The sequence below is a fragment of the Pseudomonas sp. PDM24 genome (assembly GCF_019218905.1).
In the GTDB taxonomy this organism is placed as follows: Bacteria; Pseudomonadota; Gammaproteobacteria; order Pseudomonadales; family Pseudomonadaceae; genus Aquipseudomonas.
The window spans coordinates 397,749-413,879 of sequence record NZ_JAHUWR010000004.1; the positions used below are offsets into that span (position 1 = coordinate 397,749).

13 protein-coding genes are annotated in these 16,131 nt (G+C 60.1%); 10 read left to right on the forward strand and 3 right to left on the reverse strand.

What is annotated here, in order from left to right:
- The first annotated feature begins 93 nt into the window (after window positions 1-93).
- From rpsF to KW837_RS16360, 9 genes are all read left to right on the forward strand, one after another.
- The gene (rpsF, locus tag KW837_RS16320; RefSeq protein WP_095052890.1) at window positions 94-516 is read left to right on the forward strand and encodes a 30S ribosomal protein S6; all 423 of its coding nucleotides are present in this window, start codon (window positions 94-96) and stop codon (window positions 514-516) included.
- 28 nt (window positions 517-544) lie between these two features.
- Entirely contained in the window at window positions 545-775 is a 231-nt protein-coding gene (gene rpsR / locus KW837_RS16325; RefSeq protein ID WP_002551829.1) for a 30S ribosomal protein S18, read from the forward strand.
- Window positions 776-811: 36 nt separating this feature from the next.
- Window positions 812-1,705 carry a hypothetical protein gene (locus KW837_RS16330; protein WP_218397213.1) on the forward strand — a complete coding sequence of 298 codons (894 nt, stop codon included), beginning with the start codon at window positions 812-814 and terminating at the stop codon, window positions 1,703-1,705.
- Between the two features lie 19 nt (window positions 1,706-1,724).
- Window positions 1,725-2,171 (forward strand): 50S ribosomal protein L9, encoded by a 447-nt coding sequence (rplI, locus tag KW837_RS16335; RefSeq protein WP_003197251.1) that lies wholly within the window; start codon window positions 1,725-1,727, stop codon window positions 2,169-2,171.
- A gap of 123 nt (window positions 2,172-2,294) precedes the next feature.
- Window positions 2,295-3,689 carry a replicative DNA helicase gene (dnaB, locus tag KW837_RS16340; RefSeq protein WP_008068885.1) on the forward strand — a complete coding sequence of 465 codons (1,395 nt, stop codon included), beginning with the start codon at window positions 2,295-2,297 and terminating at the stop codon, window positions 3,687-3,689.
- Between the two features lie 218 nt (window positions 3,690-3,907).
- A complete protein-coding gene (locus KW837_RS16345; RefSeq protein WP_123499835.1) occupies window positions 3,908-6,211 on the forward strand; it encodes a YgiQ family radical SAM protein in 2,304 nt (767 codons plus the stop codon).
- A 303-nt stretch (window positions 6,212-6,514) separates the two neighbouring features.
- Entirely contained in the window at window positions 6,515-9,790 is a 3,276-nt protein-coding gene (locus KW837_RS16350; RefSeq protein WP_218397215.1) for a transglutaminase family protein, read from the forward strand.
- An 88-nt stretch (window positions 9,791-9,878) separates the two neighbouring features.
- The gene (locus KW837_RS16355; RefSeq protein ID WP_218397217.1) at window positions 9,879-12,365 is read left to right on the forward strand and encodes a circularly permuted type 2 ATP-grasp protein; all 2,487 of its coding nucleotides are present in this window, start codon (window positions 9,879-9,881) and stop codon (window positions 12,363-12,365) included.
- Window positions 12,365-13,255: a transglutaminase family protein gene (locus KW837_RS16360; RefSeq protein ID WP_123499827.1), complete on the forward strand. Its 891-nt coding sequence runs from the start codon at window positions 12,365-12,367 to the stop codon at window positions 13,253-13,255. The genes KW837_RS16355 and KW837_RS16360 overlap by 1 nt, the downstream gene beginning before the upstream one ends.
- 219 nt (window positions 13,256-13,474) lie before the next feature.
- Here KW837_RS16360 and KW837_RS16365 read toward each other — a convergent pair whose 3' ends face one another.
- Both KW837_RS16365 and KW837_RS16370 read right to left on the reverse strand, forming a co-directional pair.
- A complete protein-coding gene (locus tag KW837_RS16365) occupies window positions 13,475-13,663 on the reverse strand; it encodes a hypothetical protein (protein WP_007902706.1) in 189 nt (62 codons plus the stop codon).
- 68 nt (window positions 13,664-13,731) lie between these two features.
- Window positions 13,732-14,319 carry a TIGR00730 family Rossman fold protein gene (locus tag KW837_RS16370; protein ID WP_192345950.1) on the reverse strand — a complete coding sequence of 196 codons (588 nt, stop codon included), beginning with the start codon at window positions 14,317-14,319 and terminating at the stop codon, window positions 13,732-13,734.
- A gap of 344 nt (window positions 14,320-14,663) precedes the next feature.
- Here KW837_RS16370 and azu point away from each other — a divergent pair, with 344 nt between their 5' ends.
- On the forward strand, window positions 14,664-15,110 hold the full coding sequence (gene azu, locus KW837_RS16375; protein ID WP_192345948.1) for an azurin: 447 nt from the start codon (window positions 14,664-14,666) through the stop codon (window positions 15,108-15,110).
- 190 nt (window positions 15,111-15,300) lie between these two features.
- Here the strand turns inward: azu and nadE are convergent, their stop codons facing one another.
- Window positions 15,301-16,128, reverse strand: a complete 828-nt coding sequence (gene nadE, locus KW837_RS16380; protein WP_123358670.1) for an ammonia-dependent NAD(+) synthetase — start codon at window positions 16,126-16,128, stop codon at window positions 15,301-15,303.
- Window positions 16,129-16,131 lie beyond the last annotated feature (3 nt).

Below are 16,131 nucleotides of genomic sequence, written 5' to 3' on the forward strand. Positions count from 1 at the left end.
ACGCATGTGTCTATCGCAAGCAAGTCCATAAGTGTCATTCACTCCTTGTCTGACCGTTTTTGAGCGGCAGGCTACAACCCGTAAGGAGCATTCATGCGTCATTACGAAATCATCTTTTTGGTCCACCCGGATCAAAGCGAGCAAGTCGGCGGCATGGTTGAGCGTTACACCAAGCTGATCGAAGAAGACGGCGGCAAAATCCACCGTCTGGAAGATTGGGGCCGTCGTCAACTGGCCTACGCAATCAACAATGTTCACAAGGCTCACTACGTGATGCTGAACGTTGAATGCACTGGCAAGGCCCTGGCCGAGCTGGAAGACAACTTCCGCTACAACGATGCAGTGATCCGTAACCTGGTCATCCGTCGCGAAGAAGCCGTTACCGGCCAATCCGAGATGCTCAAGGCTGAAGAAAACCGCAGTGAGCGCCGTGAGCGTCGCGACCGTCCTGAGCACTCCGACGCTGATAGCGTTGATGGTGATGACAGCGACGCCAGCGATAACGCTGACGAGTAATCCACGGACCTTTTGAGGAGCCTATTACATGGCACGTTTCTTCCGTCGTCGTAAATTCTGCCGCTTCACCGCTGAAGACGTGAAAGAGATCGATTACAAAGATCTCAACACTCTGAAAGCCTACGTATCCGAGACCGGCAAAATCGTTCCAAGCCGCATCACCGGTACCAAAGCTCGTTATCAGCGTCAGCTGGCCACCGCTATCAAGCGCGCCCGCTTCCTGGCCCTGCTGGCCTACACCGACAGCCACGGCCGCTGAGACCGGGCAGTCGACACGTAGCAAAGGATTGAATGCATGCGCGCCTTAGCTGAGTTCATCATGCGCGGCCGTATGCAGGCCACTCTGGTAGTGGCCGGATGCGCAACGTTGCCGTTGTTGTATTGGTTGGGTGCTGCCGCCGGATGCCTTGTGCTCCTGCGGCGCGGATTGAAGGACGCCTTGGGCGTTCTTGCTCTGGGACTGCTGCCGGCGTTGATCTGGTGGCTTTACTCCGACGACCCACGGGCACTTCTGGTGCTGCTGGGGTCTTCGAGCCTTGCGTTGGTTTTGCGCGCAAGCGAGTCCTGGAACCGCGTGCTGCTGGTCAGCATAGCGATGGGATTGGTGTTTTCAGTGGTGCTGGGGGCGGCTTTTGCGCCCCAGATCGAGATGCTGGCGCAGGCTTTGATAAAAGTCATGCCGTCGCTACTCGGTGATGTCTACCAGCAATTGTCGGTAGACGAGCAAGCGCGTTTCGCGTCCCTGATTGCACCGGTCCTGACCGGCCTGATTGCGGCCTTGTTGCAAATCGTCAGTGTGCTGAGCCTGATTGTCGGGCGCTACTGGCAGGCGTTGTTGTACAACCCGGGTGGTTTTGGTCGCGAGTTTCGCGCCATCCGAATCCCGCTTTTACCGGCGATGTTGCTGCTGGTGTTGATGCTTCTGGGGCCTAACTTAGGCTCGCAGATGGCCATGTTGACACCGTTGTGCAGCGTACCGCTGGTGTTCGCCGGGCTGGCCCTGATTCACGGGCTGGTGGCGCAAAAGCGACTGGCCAAATTCTGGCTGGTGGGGTTGTACGTCACGCTGTTGCTGTTCATGCAACTGATCTATCCGTTGCTGGTGGTCTTGGCCATCGTCGACAGCCTGATTGATTTTCGCGGTCGTTCGGCACCGAAAGATGCCGATAGCGCGAACGGTGAAGGTTAAAAGTTAAGAGGATTTTCACATGCAACTGATCCTTCTGGAAAAAGTCACCAACCTGGGCAACCTGGGTGACAAAGTGAACGTTAAGGCTGGTTACGGTCGTAACTACCTGCTGCCTTACGGCAAAGCTACCGCTGCGACCGCTGCCAACCTGGCTGCGTTCGAAGAGCGTCGCGCTGAGCTGGAAAAAGCCGCAGCAGACCGTAAAACTTCGGCTGAAAGCCGTGCCGCCCAACTGGCTGAGCTGGAAGTGACTATCACTGCCACCGCTGGTGACGAAGGCAAGCTGTTCGGTTCGATCGGCACCCACGACATCGCTGATGCACTGACCGCCTCTGGCGTTGAAGTTGCAAAAAGCGAAGTTCGTCTGCCGAACGGCACCATCCGCAACGTAGGCGAATTCGACGTAGCCGTGCACCTGCACGCCGAAGTTGAAGCCACCGTACGCGTTGTCGTGGTAGCAGCTTAAGCAGCACTTGTCGGCTGGCACCCTCGGGTGCTTGCCGGTAACATCGGGCACGATCCTGTTTACAGGTCGTGCCCTTTGTCTTTCTGCGGTTCCTGATTTTCTACAAACTAATTCCAAGTGGCCATGAACGATATTTCCGCTCCCGAGCAATACGATCTGCAAACCGCTGCCCTGAAGGTGCCGCCGCATTCCATCGAGGCCGAACAGGCCGTGCTCGGTGGTTTGATGCTGGACAACAACGCCTGGGAACGCGTGCTCGATCAGGTCTCGGACGGCGATTTCTATCGTCATGACCACCGTTTGATCTTCCGTGCGATCGCCAAGCTCGCCGACCAGAACTCCCCTATCGACGTCGTGACCCTTGCCGAGCAATTGGACAAGGAAGGTCAGACCTCGCAAGTCGGTGGTCTCGGCTACCTGGGTGAGCTGGCGAAAAACACGCCGTCCGTCGCCAACATCAAGGCCTATGCGCAAATCGTTCGTGCGCGGGCGACCTTGCGGCAACTGATCGGCATCGCCACCGAAATTGCCGACAGCGCTTTCAACCCGGAAGGCCGCACGGCTGAAGAGATTCTCGACGAAGCTGAGCGGCAGATCTTCCAGATCGCCGAGGCCCGGCCAAAAACCGGCGGCCCGGTGAGCGTGAATGACCTGCTGACCAAGGCTATCGACCGCATCGACACCTTGTTCAACACTGACAACGCCATTACCGGCCTGTCCACCGGTTATACCGACCTCGACGAGAAAACCAGCGGCTTGCAGCCTGCCGACCTGATCATCGTCGCCGGCCGTCCGTCCATGGGTAAAACCACCTTTGCGATGAACCTGGTGGAAAACGCCGTGTTGCGCAGCGACAAGTGCGTACTGGTTTACTCGCTGGAGATGCCAGGCGAATCGCTGATCATGCGTATGCTGTCGTCCCTTGGGCGTATCGACCAGACCAAGGTCCGGGCCGGTCGCCTGGACGACGACGATTGGCCGCGCCTGACCTCGGCGGTCAACTTGCTGAACGATCGCAAGCTGTTCATCGACGACACGGCTGGTATCAGCCCCTCGGAGATGCGCGCGCGGACCCGGCGTCTGGTACGTGAACACGGCGACATCGCCCTGATCATGATCGACTACCTGCAGTTGATGCAGATTCCAGGTTCCGGCGGCGACAACCGGACCAACGAGATTTCCGAGATATCCCGTTCCTTGAAAGCCCTCGCCAAGGAATTCAACTGCCCGGTGGTGGCGCTGTCCCAGCTCAACCGCTCCCTGGAGCAACGACCGAACAAACGCCCGATCAACTCCGACCTCCGGGAATCCGGAGCGATCGAGCAGGATGCTGACGTGATCATGTTCGTGTACCGGGATGAGGTGTACCACCCGGAAACCGAGCACAAAGGCATCGCCGAGATCATCATCGGCAAGCAGCGGAACGGCCCGATCGGCACGTCACGACTGGCGTTCATCGGTAAGTACACCCGCTTCGAAAACCTGGCGCCGGGCAGCTACAATTTCGACGACGAGTAAGTTGTGTAGTGCCTGACAGGGCCTCTTCGCGGGCAAGCCTCGCTCCTACAGACCATGTGTCGTTCGCGCAATCGTGATCCAACGCAAAACCTGTAGGAGCGAGGCTTGCCCGCGAAGAGGGCGACACTAATTTCCGACCATAGCCGTCGGAATTGGTCAAATTTTGTGCTATATTCCGCGCCCGCGAAATTCAATGAAAGCCAACACCGGTTATCGACATGCAAGCAGCCAAGCCGTTATTTGACTATCCCAAGTACTGGGCCGAATGTTTCGGGCCAGCGCCATTCCTGCCGATGAGCAGGGAGGAGATGGATCAGCTTGGCTGGGATTCCTGCGACATCATCATCGTCACCGGTGATGCCTACGTCGACCACCCGTCGTTCGGCATGGCAATCATCGGCCGGCTGCTGGAGGCCCAGGGCTTCCGCGTCGGGATCATTGCGCAGCCGAACTGGCAGTCAAAAGACGATTTCATGAAGCTCGGCGAGCCAAACCTGTTCTTCGGCGTCGCGGCCGGCAACATGGACTCGATGATCAACCGCTACACCGCCGACAAGAAAATCCGTTCCGATGACGCCTACACCCCCGGTGGCCTGGCGGGCAAACGTCCGGACCGCGCGAGCCTGGTTTACAGCCAGCGCTGCAAGGAAGCCTACAAGCACGTGCCGATCGTGCTCGGTGGCATCGAAGCCTCCCTGCGCCGCATCGCCCACTACGATTACTGGCAGGACCGGGTGCGCAACTCGATCCTGATCGACGCCTGCGCCGACATCCTGCTCTACGGCAACGCCGAGCGTGCGATCGTCGAAGTCGCCCAGCGTCTGTCATTCGGTCACAAGATCGAAGACATCACCGATGTGCGCGGCACCGCGTTCATTCGTCGTGACACGCCAAAAGACTGGTTCGAGATCGACTCCACGCGCATCGATCGTCCGGGCAAGGTCGACAAGATCATCAACCCGTACGTGAACACCCAGGACACGCAAGCCTGCGCCATCGAGCAGGAAAAGGGTCCGACGGAAGATCCGAACGAAGCGAAGGTCGTGCAATTGCTGCCGAACCCGCGCCTCACCCGGGAGAAAACGGTCATCCGTTTGCCGTCGATGGAAAAAGTCCGTGGCGACTCGGTGCTCTACGCCCACGCCAACCGCGTGCTTCACCTGGAAACCAACCCGGGCAACGCCCGTGCGCTGGTGCAGAAGCATGGCGAAGTGGACGTCTGGTTCAACCCGCCTCCGATTCCGATGACCACCGAAGAAATGGACTACGTGTTCGGCATGCCTTACGCACGGGTTCCGCACCCGGCGTACGGCAAGGAAAAGATTCCTGCCTACGACATGATCCGCTTCTCGGTGAACATCATGCGCGGTTGCTTCGGTGGCTGTACGTTCTGCTCGATCACCGAGCACGAAGGCCGGATCATCCAGAACCGTTCCGAAGAGTCGATCATTCGCGAAATCGAAGAGATCCGCGACAAGGTGCCAGGCTTCACCGGGGTGATCTCCGACCTCGGCGGCCCGACCGCGAACATGTACCGCATTGCCTGCAAGAGCCCGGTCATCGAATCCGCGTGCCGCAAGCCGTCCTGCGTGTTCCCGGGCATCTGTGAAAACCTCAACACCGATCACTCGTCGCTGATCCAGCTCTATCGCAGCGCCCGTGCCTTGCCGGGTGTGAAGAAGATCCTGATCGCATCCGGCCTGCGTTACGACCTCGCGGTCGAGTCGCCGGAATACGTGAAGGAGCTGGTGACCCACCACGTTGGTGGTTACCTGAAGATCGCCCCGGAACATACCGAGGAAGGTCCGCTCAACCAGATGATGAAACCGGGCATCGGCAGCTATGACAAGTTCAAGCGCATGTTCGAGAAGTACACCAAGGAAGCCGGGAAAGAGCAGTACCTGATTCCGTACTTCATCGCCGCTCACCCGGGCACCACCGACGAAGACATGATGAACCTGGCCCTGTGGCTCAAGGGCAACGGTTTCCGTGCCGACCAGGTGCAGGCGTTCTACCCGTCGCCGATGGCTACCGCTACCGCGATGTACCACTCGGGCAAGAACCCGCTGCGCAAGGTCACTTACAAGAGTGACGCCGTGACCATCGTCAAGAGCGAAGAACAGCGTCGCCTGCACAAGGCGTTCTTGCGTTATCACGACCCCAAAGGCTGGCCGATGCTGCGTGAAGCGTTGACCCGCATGGGCCGCGCCGATCTGATCGGGCCGGGCAAGAACCAGTTGATCCCGCTGCATCAACCGGCGACCGACAGTTACCAGAGCGCCCGTCGCAAGAACTCGACACCGGCCGGCAGCCACAAAGTGGCCGGGGAAAAGACCACCAAGATCCTGACCCAGCACACCGGTCTGCCACCGCGTGCCAGCGATGGCGGCAACCCGTGGGACAAGCGTGAGCAGGCCAAGGCGGCGGCATTTGCCCGCAACCAGCAGGCGGCCAAGGAACGCAAGGACGCGGCCAAAGGCAAGGGGCCCAAGCCTGCGCGCAAGCCGGTAGTGCCGCGCTAAGTCTCGTTTGAGCTGAACAGAACGCCAACCTTCGGGTTGGCGTTTTGCGTTGGGCCTGAAGATCAAAAGATCGCAGCCTTCGGCAGCTCTTACATGGAAACGCATATTCCTGCGTAGGAGCTGCCGAAGGCTGCGATCTTTTGATCTTTGCCACAATTATGTGCAAATGCCCCAACGCAAAATCTCCTCCCGCCCGATTTTGGTGCTGTACTGCCCTGAGCAAATCTGTGAAAGCGCCAGCCTGCCGGATGGCATAAGTCTTGCGCGCTTTCGATAACGCTTAAGGCTCGCAGGAGGCACGCCGTGTCGATTCATGTCGCATTGCATCACGTCACGCATTACCGCTACGACCGCGCCGTCGAGCTCGGTCCGCAGATCGTTCGCCTGCGCCCGGCTGCCCATAGCCGCACGCGGATACTGTCATATGCGCTGAAAGTCTCGCCCGAGCAGCATTTCATCAACTGGCAGCAGGACCCCCAGGGCAATTACCTGGCGCGGTTGGTGTTCCCGGAGAAAACCGATGAGCTGCGGATCGAGGTCGACTTGCTGGCGGAGATGGCGGTGTTCAATCCGTTCGACTTCTTCCTCGAGCCCTACGCCGAAAAGATCCCTTTCGCCTATGCCGCGGATGAGTGCAAAGAGCTGGCGCCGTACCTGGAAACCTTGCCCCTGACGCCGAAATTCAAGGCCTATCTGGACGGCATCGATCGCACGCCGCTACCGAGCGTGGATTTCCTGGTCGCGCTCAACCAGCGCCTCAGCGAAGACATCGGCTACCTGATTCGCATGGAACCAGGCGTACAGACCCCGGAACACACTCTTGAGCATGCCTCCGGTTCCTGCCGCGACTCGGCGTGGTTGCTGGTGCAGTTGCTGCGCAACCTCGGCCTGGCGGCGCGTTTCGTGTCCGGTTACCTGATTCAGTTGACCGCCGATGTCAAAAGCCTCGACGGCCCTTCGGGCACCGAAGTGGACTTCACTGACCTGCACGCCTGGTGCGAGGTCTATTTGCCTGGCGCTGGCTGGATCGGCCTGGACGCGACTTCAGGGCTGTTTGCCGGTGAAGGGCACATTCCGTTGGCGTGTAGTCCCGACCCGTCCTCTGCGGCACCGATCAGTGGCTTGGTGGAACCTTGCGAGTGCGAATTCACCCACGAAATGTCGGTCGAGCGGATTTGGGAAGCGCCGCGAGTCACAAAGCCCTACACCGAAGACCAATGGCTGGCGATTCAGGCATTGGGCCGGCAGATCGATGCCGACCTGCTTGAAGGCGACGTGCGCCTGACCATGGGCGGCGAGCCGACGTTCGTTTCCATCGATGACCCGGACGGCGCGGAATGGAACACCGCAGCGCTTGGGCCCGACAAACGTCGTCTGTCCGCCGAGCTGTTCCAGCGCATGCGCAAGCATTACGCGCCCAAGGGACTGGTGCATTTTGGTCAGGGCAAGTGGTATCCCGGCGAGCAACTGCCGCGCTGGTCGCTGAACTGCTACTGGCGCCGCGACGGCGTACCGATCTGGCACAACAGCGCATTGATCGCTGATGAGCAGGAAGACTATGGCGCCGATGGCGAGTTGGCCGGGCGTTTTCTGGCGAGTGTCGCCGAACGCCTGAAAATTCCGACACGCTTTGTGTTCCCGGCCTACGAAGACAATTTCTATTACCTCTGGCGCGAAGGCGCTTTGCCGCAGAACGTCAGCGCCGAAGACTCACGTCTCGAAGAGCCTTTGGAGCGTACGCGTCTGCGCAAAGTCTTCAGCCAGGGGCTGGACAAGGTGATTGGCCAGGTCCTGCCGCTGGCGCGCACCGCCAAGGGCGATCAATGGCAAAGCGGTCGCTGGTATCTGCGGGAAGAACACTGTCGATTGGTGCCGGGGGATTCGCCGCTGGGGTATCGCCTGCCACTCGGTTCGCAGCCCTGGGTGAAGGCAGCGGAGTATCCGTTCATTCACCCTGTCGACCCGAATCAGGATTTCCCTGAGCTGCCAGGCACCGACCAGCTACAGCATCACGCTCAACCGCAAACGGCCAACGAGCGTGCGCCAAAGATCGACGAGTCCGCCGACTGGCTGACCCGCACCGCCTTCTGCGCCGAAGCGCGAGAAGGCCGGTTGTACCTGTTCATGCCGCCACTGGAGCGGGTCGAGGATTATCTGGAACTGGTCAGCGCCATCGAAGCCACCGCCGAAGAATTGCATTGCCCGGTGTTGCTGGAAGGCTATGAACCGCCGAGCGATCCGCGCCTGAGCAACTTCCGGATCACGCCCGACCCGGGTGTGATCGAGGTCAACGTCCAGCCGTCCGCCACCTGGGATGAGTTGGTGGAGCGCACCGAGTTTCTTTATGAAGAGGCGCGCCAGACGCGACTGACCACCGAGAAGTTCATGATCGACGGCCGGCACACCGGTACTGGTGGCGGCAACCATTTCGTCTTGGGTGGCGCGACCCCGGCTGACTCACCGTTTCTGCGCCGTCCCGATCTACTGCGCAGCCTGATCAGTTACTGGCACAACCATCCGTCCTTGTCCTACCTGTTTTCCGGATTGTTCATCGGCCCGACGTCTCAGGCGCCGAGGGTGGATGAGGCGCGCAACGATTCGCTGTACGAACTGGAAATCGCCTTCGCCCAGATGCCGAAGCCGGGCGAGGAGTGTCCACCATGGCTGGTGGATCGCTTGCTGCGCAATTTGCTGATCGACGTGACCGGCAACACCCACCGCGCCGAGTTTTGCATCGACAAACTGTATTCGCCGGACGGCGCCACCGGGCGCCTCGGATTGTTAGAGTTGCGAGCCTTTGAAATGCCGCCCCATGCGCGCATGAGCCTGGCTCAGCAGTTGTTGCTGCGGGCGCTGGTGGCGCGGTTCTGGCGCGAGCCTTATGCGCCGCCGAAACTGGCGCGCTGGGGCACAGAGCTGCACGACCGGTTCCTGTTGCCGCACTTTATCGAGCAGGATTTCGCTGACGTCATTGTCGACCTCAATGCCGCCGGTTATCCCGTGCGGGCCGAGTGGTTCGCAGCGCATCTGGAATTCCGTTTTCCCAAGGTCGGTGACTATGCGGTCAGCGGGATTGAGCTGGAGTTGCGTCAGGCGCTGGAGCCTTGGCATGTACTGGGCGAGGAAGGTGCGGCGGGTGGTACGGTTCGTTACGTGGATTCGTCGCTGGAGCGTTTGCAGGTCAAGCTCAGCGGCCTGCCGCCTCAGCGTTATCTGCTGACGTGCAATGGCATCCCGGTGCCATTGCAACCCACGGGTCGGGTCGGTGAGTTCGTCGCCGGCGTACGCTTTCGGGCCTGGCAACCGGCCAATTGCCTGCAACCGACCATCCCGGTCCACGCGCCGCTGGTGTTCGATCTGCTCGATACCTGGATGGGGCGTTCGCTGGGCGGTTGTCAGTACCACGTGGCCCACCCGGGCGGGCGCAACTACGACAGCCTGCCGGTGAACGCCAACGAGGCCGAGAGCCGGCGGATGGCGCGTTTCTTCCGTGTCGGACACACGCCAGGGAAACTTCCTATACCGAATCTGGAAATTAACGACGAGCTGCCGATGACTCTCGATTTGCGACGTTTCTAAACCGTACACGACGCTCGGATTTTTCGTATATCCGGGCGTCATGAGCCTGCGTTAGTCTGACCGTTCTTTGCTGTCTGCCGAGCTTTCCATGCCTGACCTGCTTGACCGCTACCCGCTGACCGCGGGCACTTATCACGAACTGCTCGACGACAGCGGCGCCGTGCGCCCGCATTGGCAGCGGCTGTTCGATCAATTGCAACGCAGCACACCAGCGCAACTGGTGCAGCGTCAGGCGCTGCTGACCCGGCAGATCCAGGAAAACGGCGTGACCTATAACGTCTACGCCGACCCCAAGGGCGCTGACCGGCCATGGGAGTTGGACCTGCTGCCCCATGTGATTGCCGCCGATGAGTGGGAACAGTTATCGGCCGGGATCGCTCAGCGGGCGCGCTTGCTCAATGCTGTGCTGGCGGATCTGTACGGCCCTCAGCGCTTGATCGCCGAAGGCCTGCTGCCGGCTGAGCTGGTGTTCGGTCACAACAACTTCCTCTGGCCCTGTCAGGGCATTTCGCCGCCCGACGGGGCCTTTTTGCATCTGTACGCCGTGGATCTGGCGCGCACCCCTGACGGTCGCTGGTGGGTGACGGCGGACCGGACGCAAGCGCCATCCGGTGCCGGTTACGCGCTGGAAAACCGCACCATCGTGTCCCGAGCCTTTCCCGAGTTGTACCGCGATTTGAAGGTGCAGCACCTGGCCGGATTCTTTCGCACGCTCCAGGAAACGCTCGCTCGTCAGGCGCCGAGCGATGACGAAGCGCCACTGGTGGTGCTACTGACGCCGGGGCGTTTCAACGAAAGCTATTTCGAACATCTGTACCTGGCTCGCCAGCTCGGATATCCATTGGTAGAGGGTGGCGACCTGACCGTCCGGGATGCCACGGTCTACCTGAAAACCTTGAGCGGCCTGCGTCGGGTCCACGCGATCATGCGTCGGCTCGACGATGACTTCTGCGACCCGCTGGAGCTGCGCACCGACTCGGCCCTCGGCGTGCCGGGGCTGCTTGAAGCTGTGCGTCAGGGCCGGGTGCTGGTGGCCAACGCCCTCGGCAGCGGCGTGCTCGAGTCACCGGGGTTGCTGGGTTTCCTGCCGAAGATTAATCAGTATCTGTTCGGCGAAGAGCTGATTCTGCCGTCCATCGCGACCTGGTGGTGCGGCGAAGCGCCGGTGCTGGCCCAGGCCCTGGAAAAGCTGCCGGAGCTGTTGATCAAACCGGCGTTTCCGTCGCAGAGCTTCGCCCCAGTGTTTGGTCGTGATTTGAGTGAAAAACAGCGTCAAGCCTTGGCTGAGCGCATGCAGGCACGGCCTTACGCCTATGTTGCGCAAGAATTGGCGCAACTGTCCCAGGCGCCGATCTGGCAGGCCGAAGGTGGTCAATTGCAACCGCGGGCCATTGGCATGCGTGTGTATGCGGTGGCCAGTCGGGACGGCTATCGAGTACTGCCTGGCGGGTTGACCCGGGTTGCCGCCGAAGCCGACGCCGAAGTGGTGTCGATGCAGCGCGGCGGCGCCAGCAAGGACACTTGGGTGTTGGGCGATCGCCCGCCCAACGGCGAACAATGGAAAGCCCAGCGCAACATTGGCGTTCACGATCTGGTACGACGCGATCCGTATCTGCCATCGCGGGTGGTCGAGAACCTGTTCTGGTTCGGCCGTTACTGCGAGCGCTGCGATGACAGCGCACGACTGCTGCGGATCATGCTCGCGCGCTATGTCGATGGCGATGACCCGCAAGCCCTGGAGGCGGCAGTCGATCTCGGTGAACGCCTGAATCTGTTGCCGGAGGAGGGCGAGTTGCCGGAGCGATTGTTGGCTGCGCTGCTCGGCGATGACTGGCCGTTCAGCCTGCGCTCCAACCTGCAACGCTTGCAGTGGGCGGCGTCGCAAGTACGCGGCAAGCTCTCGCGAGAGAACTGGCAAGCGCTGGTGGAATTGCAGCGCGAGGCCATGGAACTGGAAACCGAAGAGCCGGATTTCGGCGAGCTGCTGGATTTCCTCAACCGACTGGTGATGTCGCTGGCGGCGCTGTCCGGTTTTGCCCTTGACGATATGACTCGGGACGAAGGTTGGCGTTTCCTGATGATCGGTCGGCGGATCGAACGGCTGAAGTTTCTCAGCGGCAGTCTGGCGGCGTTTCTGCGTGGCGCCGGGGCTTTCGATCAGGCCGGGCTGGAGTGGCTGCTGGAGTTGGGCAACAGCAGCATCACCTACCGCTCGCGGTATCTGGCGGTGGCGCAATTGATCCCGGTGCTGGACCTGTTGTTGCTCGACGAGCAGAACCCTCATGCGGTGTTGTTCCAGTTGAAACTGGTGACCCGTACGTTGAAGCGCTTGAACGACGACTTTGGTGCGCCGCGCGAAACAGGTCTGCCGCAGTTGGTGGAGCGGCTGGCGCGCTTCGATCTGGGTTGCCTGGAAAACCCACTGTTTGGCGAGGCCAGTGTTCGCGCCGCCATAGAGGGGCTGGCCGATCTGTTGCAGGAGATCGCCGATGCCAGCGGACAAGTATCGGATCGCCTGGCCTTGCGCCATTTCGCCCATGTCGATGATGTCAGCCAACGCACGGTGTCCGTCTGATGAATGCCCGTTACCAGATTTTCCACGACACCCACTATCACTATGACAGCCCGGTGTCCCTGGCCCAGCAACTGGCGCACCTGTGGCCGCGGGCTTGCGTTTGGCAGCGCTGCACCGATCAGCAATTGCAGATCAGTCCCGATCCGACCTCGCGCCGGGATGAGCTGGATGTGTTTGGTAATCCGCTGACCCGGTTGGCATTCGAGCGGCCGCACGATGAGTTGCTGGTCAATGCCAGCCTGACGGTCGAAGTGCTGGCCCGGCCATCGTTGGACTTCAATCAATCGCCAGCCTGGGAAGAGACCTGCAACGCACTGACCTACAGCAGTCAGCCGCTGTCATCCGAGATACTTGAAGCCTGCCGTTACCGGTTCGAATCGCCCTATGTGCACTTGAAGCGCAACTTCGTCGAGTTCTCGGAAAGTTGTTTTCCTCCTGGCCGGCCATTGCTGCTGGGGGTTCAGGCGTTGATGGAGAAGATCTTCAGCGAATTCACCTTCGACGCCGAAGCGACCCAAGTGGCGACGCCGCTGGTGGAAGTGCTGGAGAGGCGGCGCGGGGTTTGCCAGGACTTTGCACATTTGATGCTCGCTTGTGTGCGCTCCCGTGGATTAGCCGCGCGGTATATCAGCGGTTACTTGCTGACCCAGCCACCACCGGGCCAGCCTCGGCTGATCGGTGCCGATGCGTCTCATGCCTGGGTGTCGGTATTTTGTCCGGTGCTGGGCTGGGTGGATTTCGACCCGACCAATAATGTGCAACCGGCGCTGGAGCACATCACCCTGGCCTGGGGCCGGGATTTTTCCGATGTGTCGCCGTTGCGTGGAGTGATCCTGGGCGGTGGCAGCCATGATCCGGAGGTTCGGGTCACAGTAATGCCGTTGGAGTAACCAACATCCAGTGTGGGAGCGGGCTTGCTCGCGAAAGCGGTTGAACATTCAACATTGACGTCGACTGACCCACCGCTTTCGCGAGCAAGCCCGCTCCCACAGGGAGTGTGCAGTTTCTTGGAGAGGGATTTCAGTTTGGACTGTGAGGGTCAGCAACATCGTTGCTGACCCTGGACACAGATCCGGTGGGCCTGATCAGATCATCGGGCCCTGAGGGTCTCAGGCGTCGGGCGCCTGATCTTTCGGTGCTTCAGTTTCGTCTGTAGCCACTTCGCCTTCGGTATCCGGGTTCAGTGCTGCTGCTTCTTCTTCAGCTGTAGCTTTCTTGCGCTGAAGCTTTTCCTCTTTCTTCTGCTCCTTGGCCAAGTCTCTCTGACGTTTGGCGAAGGAATAATTAGGTTTAGCCATGGGCGATCCTCTGGGGTCGAAGGTGAGGTTGAGCGGCGCATATTCTGCCCTGTATCGGCACCGAGCCGTTAGCTGGGTTTTTGCTCGGTCCATTTTGGCGGTACTGAGGGTTGCCAGGCGTCCAGTGCATCGAGCAGGGTTTGCGGCGATTCGCTCATTTGCAGCATGTCACGGTGCGCTTCGCGAACGAAGCCTTCGCCGACGATATGATCAAGAAAAGACGTCAACTTGCTGTAGAAACCGTTCACTTCCAGCAAACCCAGCGGTTTGCCGTGATAGCCGAGCTGGCCCCAGGTCCAGACTTCGAACAGCTCTTCCAGTGTGCCCAGGCCGCCGGGCAGAGCGATGAAGGCATCGCTGAGCTCGGCCATTCGCGCCTTGCGCGCATGCATGCCGTCGACCACTTCCAGTCGAGTCAGGCCGCTGTGGCCGATTTCCTTGTCCTTGAGGCTCTGCGGGATGATCCCGATCACTTCACCGCCGGCCGCCAGCGCGGCATCGGCAACGATCCCCATCAGCCCGACGGCGCCGCCGCCATAGACCAGAGTCAGCTTGCGCTCGGCCAATGCTCGCCCCAGGGCGACAGCCGCTTCACGATAAACCGGGTTAGTGCCAGTGCTGGCACCGCAAAATACACAAACGGACGCTAAAGACATGCCTTACTCCATGGTCATCAGGGCCACAGAGTAAAGGCAGGCTTGCCTCGTTCCAAGGGTTAAACCTCGCGTTTTGGCGTTTCATAGGTGCCACTGGCGCCGCAGGCGTAGGCGGCGAGCAAACTGCACAACAAGCTGTTGAAAGACATGACAGACGCTCCAGATGAGAGATGACGGCCCTGATGATAGGGCCGTGCCAGACGTCTGGCTGGTAGATTGTTTCGATGAGTGTCATAGCCCGAAAGTTGTATACAATTTTTGATTCAGGTCATAGGAACTTGCGAAGATTTCAGGCAGTCTTCTGTCCATTAGCACTTTTGTTAACCCTGCCTTGGAGATTCACCATGTTTGCCAAACTTGTTGCGGTATCCCTGCTGACACTGGCCAGCAGCCAATTGATGGCTGCCGAGTGCAAGACGACCATCGACTCCACCGATCAGATGTCCTTCAACACCAAGGCCATTGAAATCGACAAAAGCTGCAAGACCTTCACCGTTGAACTGACCCACTCCGGCAGCCTGCCAAAAAACGTCATGGGTCATAACTGGGTGCTGAGCAAAGAAGCCGACATGCAGCCGATCGCCACCGACGGCCTGGCGGCAGGTATCGATAAGAACTACCTGAAAGAAGGTGATGCCCGCATCATCGCCCACACCAAAGTCATCGGCGCGAAGGAAACCGACTCGGTAACTTTCGACGTGTCGAAGCTCAATGCTGCTGAAAAATACGGTTTCTTCTGCTCGTTCCCGGGCCACATCTCGATGATGAAAGGTACGGTTACCCTGAAGTAATCGAATCAAGCGCATAAAAAAGCGTCCGCTAGGGACGCTTTTTTTGTGTCTGACGGTTGACCGAGTCATCGTTCTTCGCGGGCAAGCCTCGCTCCTACAGGATTTGTGTCGTGCCCATTACCGGGGGCCGACACAAAACCTGTGGGAGCGTGGCTTGCCCGCGAAGGCGCCGGTACAGACGCCGACGTCCTTATGGCGCGAACGGCATCACGCGCTTGTGATGGGTCTTTTTGTACGTGTCGCAGATGATCTTGAACGCTTCCTCACGCACCGGTTCGCCGTGCAGGAAGGCGTCGATCTCGGCATAGGTCACCCCGTGGGACGCTTCGTCCGGTTTGCCCGGCGACAGGTCTTCGAGGTCGGCGGTCGGGATTTTTTCCACCAGCGACTCCGGCGCGCCGAAGCTGCGGGCAATCGCCCGGACCTGATTTTTCACCAGGCCGCTCAGCGGTGCGAGGTCGCAGGCGCCGTCACCGAATTTGGTGAAGAAACCCATCACCGCTTCTGCCGCGTGATCGGTGCCGATCACCAGGCCGTGAGCCGCGCCAGCGATGGTGTATTGCGCGACCATGCGCATCCGCGCCTTGGTGTTGCCCAGCACGAAATCCTTCTGCACCGCCTCCTTACCCTCGAAGGCCGCCACTTCGCTGGCCAGGGATTTGACCGCCGGGCCGATGTTTACGGTGTGGCGCTCATCGGGAGCAATGAAGTCCACTGAGGCCTGGGCATCATGTTCGTCGAACTGGACGCCATAAGGCAGGCGCACGGCGATGAACTTGTAGTTGGCATCACCAGTGCGCTCGCGCAGTTCACGCATGGCGCGTTGGGCCAGCAGGCCGGCGGTCAGGGAGTCCACGCCGCCGCTGATGCCCAGCACCAGCGTCTTGAGCCCGGCATTGACCAGGCAGTCCTGAATGAAGGTGATCCGCCGGGCAACTTCAGCCTCGAGGGCGAGTTGATCCGCAAACGGCGGTTGGACCTTGAGCTGTTCAGCAATCTCACGCTGTACGGCTTGCATGAA

What these genes read in the sequence shown, in the direction of transcription:
- dnaB (WP_008068885.1), top strand. Translation starts at nt 2,295, where the DNA reads ATGAACGATATTTCCGCTCCCGAGCAATACGATCTGCAAACCGCTGCC.
- KW837_RS16345 (WP_123499835.1), top strand. Translation starts at nt 3,908, where the DNA reads ATGCAAGCAGCCAAGCCGTTATTTGACTATCCCAAGTACTGGGCCGAA.
- KW837_RS16355 (WP_218397217.1), top strand. Translation starts at nt 9,879, where the DNA reads ATGCCTGACCTGCTTGACCGCTACCCGCTGACCGCGGGCACTTATCAC.
- KW837_RS16330 (WP_218397213.1), top strand. Translation starts at nt 812, where the DNA reads ATGCGCGCCTTAGCTGAGTTCATCATGCGCGGCCGTATGCAGGCCACT.
- rpsF (WP_095052890.1), top strand. Translation starts at nt 94, where the DNA reads ATGCGTCATTACGAAATCATCTTTTTGGTCCACCCGGATCAAAGCGAG.
- rplI (WP_003197251.1), top strand. Translation starts at nt 1,725, where the DNA reads ATGCAACTGATCCTTCTGGAAAAAGTCACCAACCTGGGCAACCTGGGT.
- KW837_RS16365 (WP_007902706.1), bottom strand. Translation starts at nt 13,663, where the DNA reads ATGGCTAAACCTAATTATTCCTTCGCCAAACGTCAGAGAGACTTGGCC.
- nadE (WP_123358670.1), bottom strand. Translation starts at nt 16,128, where the DNA reads ATGCAAGCCGTACAGCGTGAGATTGCTGAACAGCTCAAGGTCCAACCG.
- KW837_RS16370 (WP_192345950.1), bottom strand. Translation starts at nt 14,319, where the DNA reads ATGTCTTTAGCGTCCGTTTGTGTATTTTGCGGTGCCAGCACTGGCACT.
- azu (WP_192345948.1), top strand. Translation starts at nt 14,664, where the DNA reads ATGTTTGCCAAACTTGTTGCGGTATCCCTGCTGACACTGGCCAGCAGC.
- rpsR (WP_002551829.1), top strand. Translation starts at nt 545, where the DNA reads ATGGCACGTTTCTTCCGTCGTCGTAAATTCTGCCGCTTCACCGCTGAA.
- KW837_RS16360 (WP_123499827.1), top strand. Translation starts at nt 12,365, where the DNA reads ATGAATGCCCGTTACCAGATTTTCCACGACACCCACTATCACTATGAC.